At 69.4% G+C, this 15,119-nt stretch carries 13 protein-coding genes; 10 read left to right on the top strand and 3 right to left on the bottom strand.

The window, feature by feature from the left end:
• Position 1: 1 nt before the first annotated feature.
• The 3 genes from B3S45_RS12335 to glf all read right to left on the bottom strand — a co-directional run bounded on the left by B3S45_RS12335 (position 2) and on the right by glf (position 3,500).
• On the bottom strand, positions 2–1,075 hold the full coding sequence (locus B3S45_RS12335; RefSeq protein ID WP_194383514.1) for a nitroreductase family protein: 1,074 nt from the start codon (positions 1,073–1,075) through the stop codon (positions 2–4).
• Positions 1,076–1,109: 34 nt separating this feature from the next.
• Positions 1,110–2,180: a glycosyltransferase family 2 protein gene (locus B3S45_RS12330; RefSeq protein WP_414683091.1), complete on the bottom strand. Its 1,071-nt coding sequence runs from the start codon at positions 2,178–2,180 to the stop codon at positions 1,110–1,112.
• A gap of 183 nt (positions 2,181–2,363) precedes the next feature.
• Entirely contained in the window at positions 2,364–3,500 is a 1,137-nt protein-coding gene (glf, locus tag B3S45_RS12325; RefSeq protein WP_286720937.1) for a UDP-galactopyranose mutase, read from the bottom strand.
• 133 nt (positions 3,501–3,633) lie between these two features.
• Here glf and B3S45_RS12320 point away from each other — a divergent pair, with 133 nt between their 5' ends.
• From B3S45_RS12320 to rfbB, 10 genes are read left to right on the top strand one after another with little or no spacing between them, the layout of a single operon-like run.
• Positions 3,634–5,586 carry a DUF6541 family protein gene (locus tag B3S45_RS12320; protein ID WP_286720935.1) on the top strand — a complete coding sequence of 651 codons (1,953 nt, stop codon included), beginning with the start codon at positions 3,634–3,636 and terminating at the stop codon, positions 5,584–5,586.
• Entirely contained in the window at positions 5,586–6,791 is a 1,206-nt protein-coding gene (locus B3S45_RS12315; RefSeq protein WP_286720934.1) for a glycosyltransferase family 4 protein, read from the top strand. Before B3S45_RS12320 ends, B3S45_RS12315 begins: the two co-directional genes overlap by 1 nt.
• Complete coding sequence (locus B3S45_RS12310; protein WP_286720932.1) at positions 6,788–7,987, top strand: glycosyltransferase family 2 protein; 1,200 nt, start codon at positions 6,788–6,790, stop codon at positions 7,985–7,987. The genes B3S45_RS12315 and B3S45_RS12310 overlap by 4 nt, the downstream gene beginning before the upstream one ends.
• A gap of 3 nt (positions 7,988–7,990) precedes the next feature.
• A complete protein-coding gene (locus tag B3S45_RS12305; protein WP_286720930.1) occupies positions 7,991–9,130 on the top strand; it encodes a glycosyltransferase family 4 protein in 1,140 nt (379 codons plus the stop codon).
• The gene (locus tag B3S45_RS12300; RefSeq protein ID WP_286720929.1) at positions 9,127–10,398 is read left to right on the top strand and encodes a hypothetical protein; all 1,272 of its coding nucleotides are present in this window, start codon (positions 9,127–9,129) and stop codon (positions 10,396–10,398) included. The genes B3S45_RS12305 and B3S45_RS12300 overlap by 4 nt, the downstream gene beginning before the upstream one ends.
• Positions 10,388–11,278 (top strand): glycosyltransferase, encoded by an 891-nt coding sequence (locus B3S45_RS12295; RefSeq protein ID WP_286720927.1) that lies wholly within the window; start codon positions 10,388–10,390, stop codon positions 11,276–11,278. The genes B3S45_RS12300 and B3S45_RS12295 overlap by 11 nt, the downstream gene beginning before the upstream one ends.
• Before the next feature lie 46 nt (positions 11,279–11,324).
• A complete protein-coding gene (locus tag B3S45_RS12290) occupies positions 11,325–12,206 on the top strand; it encodes a glycosyltransferase family 2 protein (protein ID WP_286720925.1) in 882 nt (293 codons plus the stop codon).
• Positions 12,207–12,237: 31 nt separating this feature from the next.
• Positions 12,238–13,179: a UDP-glucuronic acid decarboxylase family protein gene (locus B3S45_RS12285; protein WP_286720923.1), complete on the top strand. Its 942-nt coding sequence runs from the start codon at positions 12,238–12,240 to the stop codon at positions 13,177–13,179.
• Positions 13,180–13,203: 24 nt separating this feature from the next.
• Positions 13,204–14,073, top strand: coding sequence for a glucose-1-phosphate thymidylyltransferase RfbA (gene rfbA, locus B3S45_RS12280; RefSeq protein WP_286720922.1), 870 nt, complete (start codon positions 13,204–13,206; stop codon positions 14,071–14,073).
• Positions 14,073–15,071 carry a dTDP-glucose 4,6-dehydratase gene (gene rfbB, locus B3S45_RS12275; RefSeq protein WP_286720920.1) on the top strand — a complete coding sequence of 333 codons (999 nt, stop codon included), beginning with the start codon at positions 14,073–14,075 and terminating at the stop codon, positions 15,069–15,071. The genes rfbA and rfbB overlap by 1 nt, the downstream gene beginning before the upstream one ends.
• The last annotated feature ends 48 nt before the right edge of the window (positions 15,072–15,119 follow it).

Below are 15,119 nucleotides of genomic sequence, written 5' to 3'. Positions count from 1 at the left end.
GTCAGTTGAAGCGGCGGAAGGTGTCCAGCTCCTTCTTCTGCGAGTAGGGCACCATCCCCTCCGGGTGCGCATAGCCCACGGCGATCAGCATGACGACGCGGTCGGTCATGGACAGTCCGAGCGTCTTCTGCATCTTGCGCTCGAGAGGCTCGAAGTCAGGCCAGTTGATGACCGAGGAGCTCAGCCCCAGGGTCTCCAGGGCCAGCATGAACTGCATCGCTGCGAGGGAGCTGTCGACGTAGATGGCGTGACGATCGCGGGGGCTGAAATACGACTCGAGTTTGCCGACGACGACGATGATGGCCGGGATGTTGTGTCCATAGCCGGCGGCCCCGAACGGTATCGACGACACCCGGCGAACGGATTCAGGGTCGTCGAAGACACGGAACTCGTACGGCAGCCGGTTGCACGCCGTCGGCGCCTGCCGTCCGACCAGGAGCGCCCGGTCGATCTCCTCCCGCGGCACGGGGCGCTGGTCGAACCAGCGCACGCTGCGTCGCTGGGAGACCAGGCGCTCGAGGTCGTCGTACGACAGGTTCGAGAGCTGCTCCTTCGGATGCGGCACCTTGCCCGTGAACTCCCCCGCGTAGCCGGCGGCCACGAACCGTGCACGTGCGGCGTCGACGGTGGCGTCCTCGCCCGTAACCGAGCGGAAGTACTCGGTGAGCACGTCATGCGCCCAGTCCATCTCGCTCTGTTCCATGGTCCCAGGGGCCGCGGCGAACTGCGCGACGGCCTCCTCGTAGAACTCGATGGTCTCGGTGATGTAGTCGCGTGCGAAGACATCCCGACGGGGGCGCATGATGAGGCCCTTCTCGAGACGGTGCACGTTGCGGCGCAGCTCGACATGCGAGAGGCGGTCACGATGCTTGTTTCGGTAGTAGTCGCGGCGACCACGCAGGACGGCGGACTGCTCGCGGTTGAAGGTGATCGCGCTGACGAAGAACCACAGGTGGGTCAGGATGCGGCTCGAGCCGAACGTCTCGAGCACCACACGGTTGACGAACTCGTAGACGCGGCGGATCCACGTGATCGCGAGCAGATCCTTGGCGATGCGCTTGAGCGTGTTGAGCACGCAGACTCCTGTCGGCGGGAGGGGCGGGGAGTGGTCAGGCGCCGCGCGCGGCGCGCGCGGCGCGCGCCCCGGCGTCATCGGCACGTTCGTGCTCGGGCGCGATGGTGGCGACCGGTTCGGCACCTGAGAGCACCGTCTCGACCGCTAGGGGACTGATGGCCAGCGACGGATGCTGCGCGGCGTCGTCAGGACGCACCGCGTTCGGGTCCGCGATGCGCTCCGGCGCATACTGCAGCTGCTTGATGCGCTCGAGGGCGTCCTCGACCAGGGTGCGGTTAGTGCGCAGCATGTCGGAGATGACGAGGAGCGCGATGCTCAGAAGCGCACCGACCAGCAGCGCCGAACCGAGGATGAGCGATTGAATGTGGTCCCCGGCGACCCCCATCAAGCTCAGCACGAGGAACCGACCAAACGGTATCGCCGCACCGACCAGGAACACCACGGCCAGGGTCAGGAAGACCGCGTGTGGTTTGAACATCACATAGCTGCGCATGATCGCCTGCGCGGAGCGCCCCATGTGCTGGAAGATGTTCGAGAACAGACGCGATTCGCGCGTCTTCGGGTTGGTCTTGATGGGAACACTCGCGATACGCAGGCGCTTGTTTCCGGCCTGAATGATCGTCTCCATGCAGTAGCTGAACTGAGTGACGACGTTCAGTCGGATGAGGGCCTCGCGCGAGTACGCTCGGAAGCCGCTCGCCGCGTCGGGCAGGTCGGTCTCGGCGGCGAAGTTCACCACACTGCTACCCACCCCCTGCATGATCTTTTTGAAACCAGAGAAATGCGCGATCGTCTTGGTTTGCCTGTCCCCGATGACGATGTCCGCCTCACCTCGCAGGATGGGCTGAACCAGGTCGGCGATTCGCTCCTGCGGGTATTGGTTGTCGCCGTCGGTGTTGATGACAATGTCCGCGCCGTGCTGGAGGGCGTAGTCGACACCGTCGCGGAACGACCGGGCGAGGCCCATGTTGCGGGTGTGGAAGACGAAGTGCTCGACCCCCAGCTGCCGTGCTACCTCGACGGTTCGGTCGGATGAGCCATCGTCGACCACCAGCACGTGGATCTCGTCGACACCGTCGATCTGCTTCGGGATCCCCGCGAGCACGAGCGGGAGGGTCGTCTCCTCGTTGAGGCAAGGAATTTGTATGAAGATGCGCATGTGTCTGAGGAGGCTTTCGCGAGGCGGCGGCGGATTTTCCGCCGCGTGACGAGTCCGGATCCGAGCCGACCCGCCGCGGCAACAATTCTACCCGACGCCTCCCCCGAGGCGACACGCGCCGCCGGTCACTCAGGCGAGCCTGTTGGTCCAGAGCGACAGAGCCGAACCGATCGCCATGTGCATGTCGAGGTACTGATAGGTGCCCAGACGCCCGCCGAAGTGGACGTCCTTCTCGCCCTTGGTGAGCTCGCGGTACGCGAGGAGGCCACTGCGGTCCTTCGGGGTGTTGACCGGGTAGTACGGCTCGTCCGCGCGCTCGGCGAATCGGGAGAACTCGCGCATGATGACCGTCCGGTCGGCCGGGTGACGGTCTGCGCGCTCAGGGTGGAAGTGCTTGAACTCGTGGATGCGCGTATACGGCACGTCCGCGTCGGCGTAGTTCATGACGCTCGTGCCCTGGAAGTCGCCGACTTCGAGCACCTCCTGCTCAAAGTCCAGCGTCCGCCACGAGAGCGCGCCCTCGACGTAATCGAAATACCGGTCGACCGGCCCGGTGTAGACGATCGGGAGCCGGCCCACGGTGTCGGCCCTGTTCAGCGGCTGGGTCTCGTCGAAGAAGTCCGTGTCGAGGCGCACCTCGATGTTCGGGTGGTCGGCCATGCGCTCGAGCCAGGCGGTGTATCCGTCGGTCGGAAGTCCTTCCCACGTGTCGTTGAAGTACCGGTTGTCGTAGGTGTAGCGCACCGGCAACCGGCTGATGATCTCGGCCGGCAGGTCCTTCGGATCCGTCTGCCACTGCTTGGCGGTGTAATCACGGATGAACGCCTCGTAGAGGGGACGCCCGATGAGCGCGATCCCCTTCTCCTCGAGGTTCGCCGCGCTCTTCGCGTCGAACTCCCCCGCCTGCTCCTGCACCAGCGCGCGAGCTTCGTCGGGCGAGTAGGCCGCCTGGAAGAACTGGTTGACGGTGCCGAGGTTGATTGGCAACGGGTATACGACGCCGCGATGGTTCGTGTACACCCGGTGCACGTACGAGGTGAAGGATGTGAAGCGGTTCGCGTACTCCCACACCCCGGGGTTCGACGTGTGGAAGAGATGCGCGCCGTATCGGTGCACCTCGATGCCCGTGGACGGTTCGGGCTCGCTGTAGGCGTTCCCGCCGATGTGGGGCCGGCGGTCGATGACGGTGACCTTGCGTCCCGCCGCGGCCGCGCGCTCCGCGATCGTCAGGCCGAAGAAGCCGGAGCCGACAACGAGAAGATCCATATGGTGCGCTTTCTGAATCGGTGCGACGACGCGATCCGCGCGCCTCGTATGGGGAGTCGCCGGGGCGTTGAGCACCTGTCCAGCAGACGGACTACTACGATATCTCACTGTTGTCCACCGGCCGGGAGTCGAGATGAATGAGGCTTGGCTTGACGCCGCACCATCGGTGCTGATCGCCATCGGCGTGGTCCTGTTGCCGGGCGCCGCGGTGATCGCCGCGGGATGGGGCTTGCGATCGGTCACGGCCTGGCTGTTCGCGCCGGCCGTGTCGCTCGCCGTCGTCGCCGTTGCGGCGACCGCCGCCCCGCTGGTGGGCTTGAGCTGGTCGCCGGTGCCGGTCGCGATCGTCGCCGCCGCCACCTCAGCGGTCGCGTTCGCGGTGCGACGCTGGGTCGGCCGTACCGAGGCTCCCTCGCCGTGGGAAGCCCCCGCCGCGCCGTCCCGACGCGCGGTCGCCCCGATCGTCGCCGCGGCCGGACTCGTCGCGGCGACCGCAACGATCGCGACCCAGCTCGCCATCGTGTTCGGCGACCCCGAGAACATCTCCCAGACGTTCGACGCGATCGTGCACCTCAACGCGGTCCGCCTGATCCTCGACACCGGCGACGCCTCGATCTTCACGGTCGGCAGCGCCTCCGACATCGACTTCTACCCCAACGGGTGGCACAGCGTCGTCACGCTGGTCGCGCAGCTCGGCGGCGGCGGCGTGGCGCTCGCGGTGAACGCCGCGAACATCGCCATCGGCGCCGTGGTGTGGCCGGCCTCCGCGCTCGCACTCGCAGCCGCGGTGTTCGCGGCGCGCCCCGCGGCGCTCGCGCTGACGGCGGCGCTCACGACCGGTTTCGGTGCGTTCCCGCTGCTGCTGCTCGACTTCGGCGTGCTGTACCCGAACTACACCGCGTACGCGGTGCTCCCCGCCGGCATCGCCGCCGTGTGGCTGCTCCTGCACACCCGCGGGCGTGACCGACTGCGCACCGCGTTGCTGCTAGTCACCGTGTGCGCGGCCATCGGGATCTCGCACCCGAACGCGTTCCTGGCGCTCTACGCTCTCACCGTGGCGGGCATCGCCTGGATCCTCGGCGCGGCGGCCATCACCGAACGCACGCGCGCCGCGGTCACCGTCGCCGCCGTGACCATTCCCGCCCTCGCCCTGGTCGGGGTCGGCCTGTGGCGCTTCGGCCGCACCAACGAGGAGATGTCCGGGTGGGGCGCGTGGCAGAGTACGGCGCAGGCCTTCGGCGAAGCGGCCCTCGTCGCCCCGCGCGGTTATCCGATCACGGTGACCACGGCCCTCCTGCTGATTCTGGGGATTGTCGTTATCGTCCGCCGTCCGGCACGCTGGGCCCTCGCGGGCATCCCTTTCGCGTCCGCCGCGCTCCTATTCATCGCCGCCAGCGGCCTCCCCGTCGGCACGCAGATCCGCGACCTGCTGACCAATCCCTGGTACAACGACTCATATCGGCTGGCCGCACTCCTGCCGATCGCGGCGATTCCCGTCGCCGTCCTGGGGGCCCTCGTCCTGATCGACCTGCTGAACCGGGCGGCGCGTCGTGCGCGGTCGACGGAGCCCGTCCGGGTGGGCGTCGTCGCACTCGCCGCGGCCGCGGCGTTCAGCGTCGCCGTCGGCCCCAATGTCACCGCGACGATGCACGCCGCACAGGACGCATATCGGCTGGACGGGTCCGCAGCGCTGCTCACGGAGGACGAGCAGATCCTGCTGGACCGACTGGATGAGACGCTGCCCGCGGATGCCGTGCTCATCGTCAATCCGTGGACGGGAGGCTCGCTCGCGTACGCTCTCGCGGGGCGCGAGGTGCTGGAGCTCCACGTCTTCGGCACGCGCACGGACGACGAGGAGTACGTCGACGCCCACCTCGCCGACATCGACGACGACCCGCGCGTGTGCGACGCCGTGGACCGCCTGGGAGCAGAGTACGTGCTCGACTTCGGATCCCAGAACGTCTTCAATAGCAAGAACTCGGGCACCGAGCGCAGCGGCATCAACGACCTCGAGCCCTCCGACCGCCTCGTCCTCGTCGACGCCGAGGGCGACGACGCGCGGCTCTTCCACATCGAGGGGTGCTGATGCCCGTGACATCCGTCGCGATCGCCTACGACTGCCTCTTCCCGTACACCACGGGCGGCGGTGAGCGGCAGTACCGCGCCTTCGCCACCGAGCTCGCCGGCCGCGGCCTCGCGGTGGACTATCTCACCGCCCGCCAATGGACGGGGGCCGCGCCCGAGGAGCCCGGGTTCCGGGTGGTCGCGGCCACGGGCCCGCTCCGTCTGTATTCCGCGGACGGTGTCCGCCGATCCGCCGCCGCCGCGGCGTTCGCCTGGGGACTGTTCCGCACACTCCGCCGTCGCCGCCACCGGTACGACGCGGTGATCGTCAGCGCACTCCCCGTGTTGAACGTCCTCGCCGCGAGGGCCGCGCTGGCCGGAACCGGCACGACGCTGATCGCCGACTACCTCGAGGTGTGGCGGCGCCCACAGTGGATCCGGTACGCCGGCCGGGCCACCGGCACCGTCGCGTGGTTCCTGCAGCGCCTCGCGATCGCGCTCACACCGGTCGCGACCGCCCACTCGCAGCTGAGCGCCCGGCGCCTGCGCGCGGAGGGCCTGCGCGGGAGGCTGCTGGTCAGCCCCGGCCTGATCGAAGGCGGCGGCCCGGAGCCCGAGACGCGCGATGCGGCGTCGCCGCCGTTCGTGCTGTACGTCGGACGCCATATCCCCGACAAGCGCGTGGAGTGCCTCCCTGCGGCCGTCGCCGTCGCACGCGAGCGCACCCCGGACCTGCGCCTCGTCATCCTGGGGGAGGGACCGAGTGCCCCCGAGGTGCGCGCCGCGATCCAGGCCGCCGACGGGGACGGATGGACGGACCTGCCGGGCTTCGTCTCCGAGGAGCGCCTCGACGAGCTCATGGCGACCGCGGCGTGCCTGGTGAACCCCTCGCGTCGCGAGGGATACGGCCTCGTGGTCGTCGAATCCGCCGCACATGGGACGCCCGTCGTGCTCGTCGCCGACGAGGGCAACGCGTCGACCGAGCTGATCGAGGCGGGACGCAACGGCCACGTCGCCGCGAGCGCCGCGCCGCGCGACCTCGGTGATGCGATCGGCCGTACCGTGACCGGTGCCGGTGCGCTGCGGCGATCCACGTCAGACTGGTACCGCGAAGCCCTGGCGACGCGCACGATCCGCCGCACCATCGACGCGATCGTCGACACCGTGCGAGACATTCGCGGCGCGGGCGCCGATCGCCCCCGCGCCGAGAGAGCAGAGAACAAGTGAACCAACCAGTCGAGACGGATCCCGTCGAGCTGACCATCCTGATGCCGTGCCTCAACGAGGCCGAGACGCTGGCCGTCTGCATCCAGAAAGCCCAGGGCTTCCTCGCGCGAAGCGGTGTGCGCGGTGAGGTGCTGATCTCCGACAACGGCAGCACCGACGGCTCCCAGCAGATCGCCGCAGACCTCGGCGCACGGGTCTCGCACGCCCCGCGCCGCGGATACGGCGCAGCCCTCATCAACGGCATCGAGCAGGCCCGCGGCAGGTTCGTGATCATGGCCGACGCCGACGACAGCTACGACTTCGAGAACCTCGAGCCGTTTGTCCATAAGCTCCGGGCAGGCGCCGACCTCGTGATGGGCAACCGCTTCCGCGGCGGGATCGCACCCGGCGCCATGCCCCCGCTGCACAAGTATCTCGGCAACCCCGTGCTCTCCGGCATCGGGCAGCTGTTCTTCCGCCCCGGCATCGACGACTTCCACTGCGGACTGCGCGGCTTCAACCGCGAGCGGATCCTGAGCCTGGACCTCCAGACGACCGGCATGGAGTTCGCCTCGGAGATGGTGGTCAAGGCCTCGCTCGCCCGCTACCGCATCGAAGAGGTGCCGACCACGCTCAAGAAGGACGGCCGCTCGCGCCCGCCGCACCTGCGCAGCTGGCACGACGGCTGGCGCCACCTGCGGTTCCTGCTGATCTTCGCGCCCCGCTGGCTGTTCGTCTACCCGGGACTCCTCGCGTTCCTCGTCGGGGCGGTGGCCGTCGGCGTGCTGTCATTCGGCGGCGTGCAGATCGGCGCCGTCGGGTTCGACGTGACGACCATGGTGTACGCCAGCGCCCTGTGCGTCATGGGCTACCAGTCGCTGCTGTTCTTCTGGCTCACCAAGCTCTACGCCACCCAGGAGGGATTCCTTCCGGCGAGTCCCCGGTATCGCGCGATCGTCGCGAGGTGGAGCGCCGAACGGGGCCTCCTCATCGGCGTCGGCCTGTTCGTGGTCGGCGTAGGGATCGGCTTCGTGCAGGTGCTCCGATGGGGCAGCCTCGACTTCGGGCCGCAGGACGCGACCGAGGTCGTGCGGATCGCGATCCCGAGCGCGCTCGGGATCATGCTGGGGTTCCAGACCGTCATGATGAGCTTCTTCTCGGGCGTGCTCTCCACTCCTCGGCGCGAGGTCCGGCCCGACGCCGTCATCGAGAGCTGATCCATGCCCGACCGGATCCTCGTGGACCTCCTCTCGTACACCGGCACGCGCGGTGGCACCGAGACGTACGTCCGTGAGATCGCTCCCCGCCTGCCCGACGCGTTGCCCGGCGTGGAGCTGATCGCCCTGGCGAACCGCGTCGGCGCGGATCGTGTGCGCGCCTTTTTCCCGGGGCGGGTGCGGACGTTGCGGACGGTCGGCGCCGATCGCGTCAGCTGGGCCCTGGGCGCGGTGTTCGCCACGACCCGCGCCGCCCGCTCGGCCGGCGCGGACCTGGTCTGGTGCCCCGCGAACTTCGGCCCGATACGGCGCGGGCCGAGCCGGCGCGTTGTCACAGTGCACGACGCGATCTACCACGAGGCCCACGGCTCGCCCATCACCCGCGCGATGAGCGCAATCACCTCATGGCTGATGACCCGCTCAGCCCGCACCGCCGATGCCGTCGTCACCGTCTCGCATGCCGCCGCGCACGCGATCGGGACCCACATGGGCGTGCCCGCATCCCTCATCACCGTGGTCCCGAACGGCGCGAACCCGGGCTCTGCGCCCGCCGATCCGTGGGCGGCCGTGGCCCCCCTCGGCGTGCACCGCGGTCGCCCGATCTTGCTGAGCACGGGCAACCGGCTTCCCCACAAGAACTTCGCCGGCCTCCTGCGCGCACTGGCGTCCGTAGCCGCCGAAGACCGACCGCTCGCGGTGATCACGGGCGGCGGGTCCGCCGATCCGCTGACGGGGCTCCGTTCCGAGCTCGGGCTGGACGCCGATGTCGTGCTGCCCGGATGGGTCGGCGCCGAGCAGCTCGAAGCGCTCTACGCCGTTTCGGACCTGTACGTCTGTCCGTCGCTGGCGGAGGGGTTCGGGCTGCCCGTCGTCGATGCACTCCGCCGAGAGGTCCCTGTGCTCGCCAACGACATCGAGGTGTTGCGCGAAGTCGGCGGCGATGCCGTCCGCTACGCCGACGCCACGGACGCGGCGGGGTTCGGGCGCGCGCTGCGCTCGGCACTGTCGGACCCGCCTGCCGAGGCGGCGCGCACGACCGCGAGGGAGTGGGCCGAGCGCTTCACATGGGAGCGCGCCGCCGCCGCCACCGCCGGAGTCCTTCGCGACGCTCTTCACGGAGACCGACCGGAGGCAGGGGCATGACGGCCGGGCCTCTACGCCGCCGCCTCGTCGGCTTCATGCTGCTGCCGGCGATCGCCGCCGTGTCGCCGCTGATCGTCCTCCCCCTCATCTCGCGCGAGGCCGGACCGGGCGGCTGGGCCAGCGCGATCGCCGGCGAGTCGATCGGCACGTTCGCCGCCATCGTGATCGGCTACGGCTGGCCGGCCATCGGTCCGGCGCTCATCTCCATCGCCTCGGGGATCGACGAGCGCGCGCGCCTCTACCGTGAGTCCCTCGTCGTGCGGCTGCTCCTGGCCGCCGTCTCGATCCCCGTGCTCGGCGTCGTGTGCTGGCTCGTCGCGTCGCCGGGTGCGGAATGGCTCACGGTCCTGATGGGCGTGCAGGGCGCGCTCATCGCCCTGTCGTTCACATGGTACTGCGCCGGGGTCGGCCAGCCGCGCACGATTATCTTCTACGACGCGGTGCCCCGTGTCGTGGCCACCGCGGCTTCGGCCGCGGCGATCGCCGCGACCGGCATCGTCGAGCTGTACCCGCTCGCCGGCATCGCGGTCACACTGGTGGGCACCGGCCTGTTCACCGCCCGCCTGCTGCGCCGCCACCCCGGGCCGTGGCCCGGCACGCGCGACCTGCCGGGCCTGCTCCGCACCGGCCTCCCCGTGGCCCTCAACGACGCCGCGCTCAGCGCATACTCGAGCGTGCCCGCACCGCTGGTCAACGTGACCGCCGCGCCGGATGCCGCAGCCGGCTTCGCATCCGCCGACAAGATGTTCAAGCTGGGCAGCGTGCTGCCCTTCACGCTCGCGAGCGCACTGCAGAGCTGGGTGGGGGAGGTCACCGGCCCGGCACGCGGACGCCGGGTGCGCGTCGCCCTCCTCGCCCACACAGGTTTCGGACTGCTGGGTGGGGCCGTTCTGGCAGCCCTGGGCCACTGGGTGAGCCTGGTCCTGTTCGGCGCCGACGCCGCCGCCGGCGTCGACCTGCTGATCGCGATGGGCCTGGTGTTCATGTTCCTGAGCATCCGCACGTCCATGACCCGTCACGCGCTCTTCCCCGCCGGCCAGGCGGCCGTCGTGATGCGCGCCAGCCTGATCGCCACGGCGGTGGGTGTGCCGGTCATGATCGCCCTCGCGATCGCGATCGGCCCGCTCGGCGCGGCGCTCGGCTACGCGGTGACCGAGGGTGCGGCGACCCTGCTGCTGTGGCGCCCCTGCGCGGCGGCGGTGCGCGCGCTCGACGCGGCCGACGCCGCACACCTGCTCGATCGAAACCGGGAGCACCATGACGACTGAGACCTCTCCCGCCCCGCAGGCCCGCCCCACGGTAGGCGTGGTCGTGCTTACGTGGCGCGACCGCGACCAGACGGCGGCCTGCGTGGCGCACCTGCTCGACGGCGATGCGGTGTCGCGCGTCGTCGTGGTCGACAACGAGGCCGACGGCACGATCGCCTCGGCGATCCCCGCCGATCCGCGCCTGACGTTCCGCGAGCTGGATGCGAACACAGGCTTCGCCGTCGGCGTGAACGCCGGGATGCGGGATCTGCTCGGGGACGCGTCGATCGATCAGCTGCTCGTGATCAACAACGACGCCACCCTGACCGTAGCCGACCTCGAGCTGCTGCGTGCGGAGCTCGACCGCTCGCCCGCCCTCGGCGTCGTCGGGCCGCGCATCATCACTCCGGAGGGGCAGGAGTTCTCGGCGGGGGGCGTGCTCTCCCGCGTCACATGGAGCATCCGCCAGCCCCGGCCCGGCGAACAACCGGACTTCCTCACGTGGGCGTGCGTGCTGCTCCGGCGAGAAACGCTGGAGTCGGCGGGTCTCCTCGACGAACGCTTCTTCATGTACTGGGAGGACGTCGATTACGGGCTGCGGCTGAGCGGCCGCGGAATCGCCTTCGCCGAGGTCGGGGACGCCCGCCTGGTACACGCCGTGTCGTCGTCGCACGCGCGTGCAGGGTCGCGCATACTCGCATACTCCAGCCAGGCGTTCCGCCACTTCCTGCGGCTGCACGGCGGACGCACCCGGGTGACGGGCTACGCACGCCTCGCCGCGAAGACCCTGATCACCGCGATCACCGGCGATCTCCGTGGTGCCCGCTATGTGCTGGCGGGCTGGCGCCTGGGCCGCGACGCCCCCGATCCCGCGTATCCGGCCTTCGACCGCCTCCCCTGATCGAGGCGATCGCGGCCGCAGCGGCCGCGTCGGGCAGAATGGGCGGGTGGATCTCGCCCTGGTAATCACGACGCTCGGACGCCTCGACCCGCTTCGCGCACTCCTCGAGTCTCTGGAGGGCCAGCTGGAGGCCGGCGACCGCGTGGTCCTGGTGGCGCAGGGGCGTGGTGACGAGGTCGTCGCTCTGGCGGCGGAGTTCGCCGACCGGGGCGTGCCGGTCGTGGCGACCGACTCGGCGCGCGGGGCGTCGCGCGGACGCAACGCCGGTGTCGCCGCGCTTCCGGCGGGAGACGCCGTGCTGCTCTTCCCCAACGACAACACCGTCTTCCCCGCCGGCGTGCTCGGGCGGGTCCGCGAGGCCGTCGCCGATCCCGCCTTCCTCGCGGGCGGCTTCACCTCGTGGGACGAACGCGGCCCGAAGACCACGCTGCCGCCGGCCGGCACTCCCCTCGACCGGTGGAACGTCTGGAGCGTGATCGAGATGGGGATCCTGCTGCGGCGCTCCGTCTTCGAGCAGATCGGCGGGTTCGACGAGCGGATGGGTCCGGGGGCGGCGACCCCGTGGCAGGTCGCCGAGGGGACCGACCTGCTCCTGCGCGCCCTGCGAGCGCACCCCGAGATGGCCGAGGGCTTCGCCTGGCTCCCCCACGACGTCTACGTCGAGGGCATCTCGACGGCGTTCGGGCTGACGACGGCGGAGCGCCGTCGCAAGCTGCGGGCATACGGCCGCGGCACGGGGCACGCGCTCAGGATCCACCGCTACCCGTGGTGGTGGCGCGCGGCGTTCACCGCGGCAGGGCTGCTCTACGGGGTGCGCAACGCGCGCCCCATCACCGCGCTCGACGGCTGGCCCATGTTCCTCGGCCGCCTCGAAGGCGGGATCGGGCGCACATTCGGGCAGCGGAATATGGTGTCCACCACCCGCTGAGCGGCACGTGCCCCGGTGCTACGCTACCGAGGTGTCATCCAGGGTTCTGATCACCGGCGGCGCGGGCTTCATCGGCTCGCATCTCTCCGAGCGACTCCTCGCCGAGGGTCACGACGTCATCTGCGTCGACAACTTCTTCACCGGATCACGGCGCAACATCGAGCATCTGTTCGGCAACCCGCGCTTCGAGGTGCTGCGTCACGACGTGACCTTCCCCCTCTACGTCGAGGTCGACCAGATCTACAACCTCGCCTGCCCCGCCTCGCCGGTGCACTACCAGCACGATCCGGTTCAGACGACCAAGACCAGTGTGGTCGGTGCGATCAACATGCTGGGGCTTGCCAAGCGCCTGCGCGTTCCGATCCTCCAGGCGTCGACCTCCGAGGTCTACGGCGACCCCGCGGTGCACCCGCAGACCGAGCAGTACTGGGGCAACGTCAACCCGATCGGTCCGCGCAGCTGTTACGACGAGGGCAAGCGCGCGGCCGAGACCCTCTTCTTCGACTACCGGCGCCAGCACGACCTCGATATCAAGGTGATCCGGATCTTCAACACGTACGGTCCACGCATGCACCCCAACGACGGCCGGGTCGTGTCGAACTTCATCGTCCAGGCGCTCCGCGGCGATCCGATTACGATCTACGGCGACGGCTCGCAGACGCGCTCGTTCTGCTACGTTGACGACCTCGTCGACGGCATGGTGCGCCTCATGGACACCGGGCACGAGGTCACCGGCCCGGTCAACGTGGGCAACCCCGGCGAGTTCACCATGCTCGAGCTCGCCCAGGCGGTCTTGGAGATCACCGGCAGCAGTTCCGCGATCGAGCACCGTCCGCTCCCGCAGGACGACCCCAAGCAGCGCCAGCCCGACATCTCGCTCGCACGGAGCAAACTCGGGTGGGAGCCGTCCGTCCCGCTCACCGACGGCCTTCGTCGCACGGTCGACTACTTCCGCCGCTCGCTCGCCGACTGACCGGAGATGGCAGGATAGATGCCTGTGAAGGGCATCATTCTGGCCGGGGGTTCCGGGACGCGTCTGCATCCGATCACGTTGGGGGTGTCGAAGCAGCTGGTGCCGGTGTTCGACAAACCGATGGTGTATTACCCGTTGTCGACGTTGATGCTGGCGGGGATTGACGAGATCCTCGTGATCACGACGCCGCATGACGCGGCCGCGTTCGAGCGGCTGCTGGGTGATGGGTCGCAGTTCGGGGTGCGCTTGTCGTTCGCGGTGCAGCCGTCGCCGGACGGGTTGGCGCAGGCGTTCACGATCGGTGCGGAGTTCATCGGGGATGACCGCGTGGCGTTGGTGCTGGGTGACAACCTGCTGTACGGGCCGGGTCTGGGAACGCAGCTGAAGCGGTTCTCGGATGTAGATGGTGGGGCGGTGTTCGCGTACTGGGTCGCCGAGCCGCAGGCGTACGGGGTTGTCGAGTTCGACGGGGATGGTCGGGCGGTGTCTTTGGAGGAGAAGCCGGCCGCGCCGAAGTCGAACTACGCGGTCCCGGGGCTGTATTTCTACGACAACGATGTGGTGAAGATCGCGCGGGGACTGCGGCCGTCGGCGCGGGGCGAGTACGAGATCACGGATGTGAATCGGGCGTATCTGGAGCGGGGGAAGCTGCAGGTGGAGGTGCTGCCGCGGGGGACGGCGTGGTTGGACACCGGGACGGTGGACGACATGCTCGACGCTGCGGAGTACGTCCGCACGGTTGAGCGGCGTACGGGGATGAAGATCGGTGCGCCGGAGGAGGTCGCGTGGCGGCAGGGGTTCCTGTCGGATGAGCAGCTCGCCGAGCGGGCGCGTCCGCTGGTGAAGTCCGGGTATGGCCGGTACTTGCTGGAGCTGCTGGAGAGGGGACGCTGATGCGCAGACTGCTGGTGACCGGTGGTGCCGGTTTCATCGGGTCGAACTTCGTCCACCATGTCGTATCCCACACCGACGACCACGTCACCGTGCTGGACAAGCTCACCTACGCCGGGAACCGGGCCTCGCTGGCCGGGCTCCCCGAGGACCGGGTGGAGTTCGTGCAGGGGGACATCGCGGACGCGGAACTGGTGGATGAGCTGTTCGGGCGGGTGGACGCGGTGGTGCATTACGCCGCGGAGTCCCACAACGACAACTCCCTCGATGACCCGCGTCCGTTCCTGGACACCAACATCATCGGCACGTACACGCTGCTCGAAGCCGCCCGCCGCCACGGGCGCCGGTTCCATCACATCTCCACCGACGAGGTGTACGGGGACCTGGAGCTGGACGACCCGGCGAAGTTCACCGAGACCACCCCCTACAACCCATCGTCGCCGTACTCGTCGACAAAGGCGGGGTCGGACCTGCTGGTCCGGGCGTGGGTGCGTTCGTTCGGGGTGCAGGCCACGATGAGCAACTGCTCAAACAACTACGGCCCGTACCAGCATGTGGAGAAGTTCATCCCCCGGCAGATCACGAACGTGATCCGCGGGATCCGCCCGAAACTGTACGGGGCGGGGCAGAACGTGCGGGACTGGATCCACGCCGACGACCACTCCTCCGCCGTGCTGACCATTCTCGAGGGCGGCACGATCGGGGAGACCTACCTGATCGGCGCGGACGGCGAGAAGGACAACAAGACCGTCGTGGAGATGATCCTCACCCTGATGGGACAGCCCGCCGACGCGTACGACCACGTCACCGACCGGGCAGGCCACGACCTGCGCTACGCGATCGACTCCACCAGGCTGCGCACCGAACTGGGCTGGCAGCCCCGGTACGCCGACTTCGACGCGGGCCTGGCCGCGACCATCGACTGGTACCGCACCCACGAGGACTGGTGGGCCCCCACCAAAGACGGCGTCGAAGCCTTCTACGCCACCAAAGGCCAGTAGCCGACAACGGCCGCCATACTTCCACACGCCTCCCGACGACCACCCTCG

It is taken from the genome of Microbacterium sp. UBA1612 (genome assembly GCF_002321605.1).
In the GTDB taxonomy this organism is placed as follows: domain Bacteria; phylum Actinomycetota; class Actinomycetes; order Actinomycetales; family Microbacteriaceae; genus Microbacterium; species Microbacterium luteum.
This window is presented reverse-complemented; position numbering and strand designations above follow the sequence as displayed.

Bases quoted from the DNA above. Each gene is read 5' to 3' on its own strand.
- glf (WP_286720937.1), bottom strand. From the start codon at position 3,500: ATGGATCTTCTCGTTGTCGGCTCCGGCTTCTTCGGCCTGACGATCGCG.
- B3S45_RS12320 (WP_286720935.1), top strand. From the start codon at position 3,634: ATGAATGAGGCTTGGCTTGACGCCGCACCATCGGTGCTGATCGCCATC.
- B3S45_RS12315 (WP_286720934.1), top strand. From the start codon at position 5,586: ATGCCCGTGACATCCGTCGCGATCGCCTACGACTGCCTCTTCCCGTAC.
- B3S45_RS12305 (WP_286720930.1), top strand. From the start codon at position 7,991: ATGCCCGACCGGATCCTCGTGGACCTCCTCTCGTACACCGGCACGCGC.
- B3S45_RS12300 (WP_286720929.1), top strand. From the start codon at position 9,127: ATGACGGCCGGGCCTCTACGCCGCCGCCTCGTCGGCTTCATGCTGCTG.
- B3S45_RS12295 (WP_286720927.1), top strand. From the start codon at position 10,388: ATGACGACTGAGACCTCTCCCGCCCCGCAGGCCCGCCCCACGGTAGGC.
- rfbB (WP_286720920.1), top strand. From the start codon at position 14,073: ATGCGCAGACTGCTGGTGACCGGTGGTGCCGGTTTCATCGGGTCGAAC.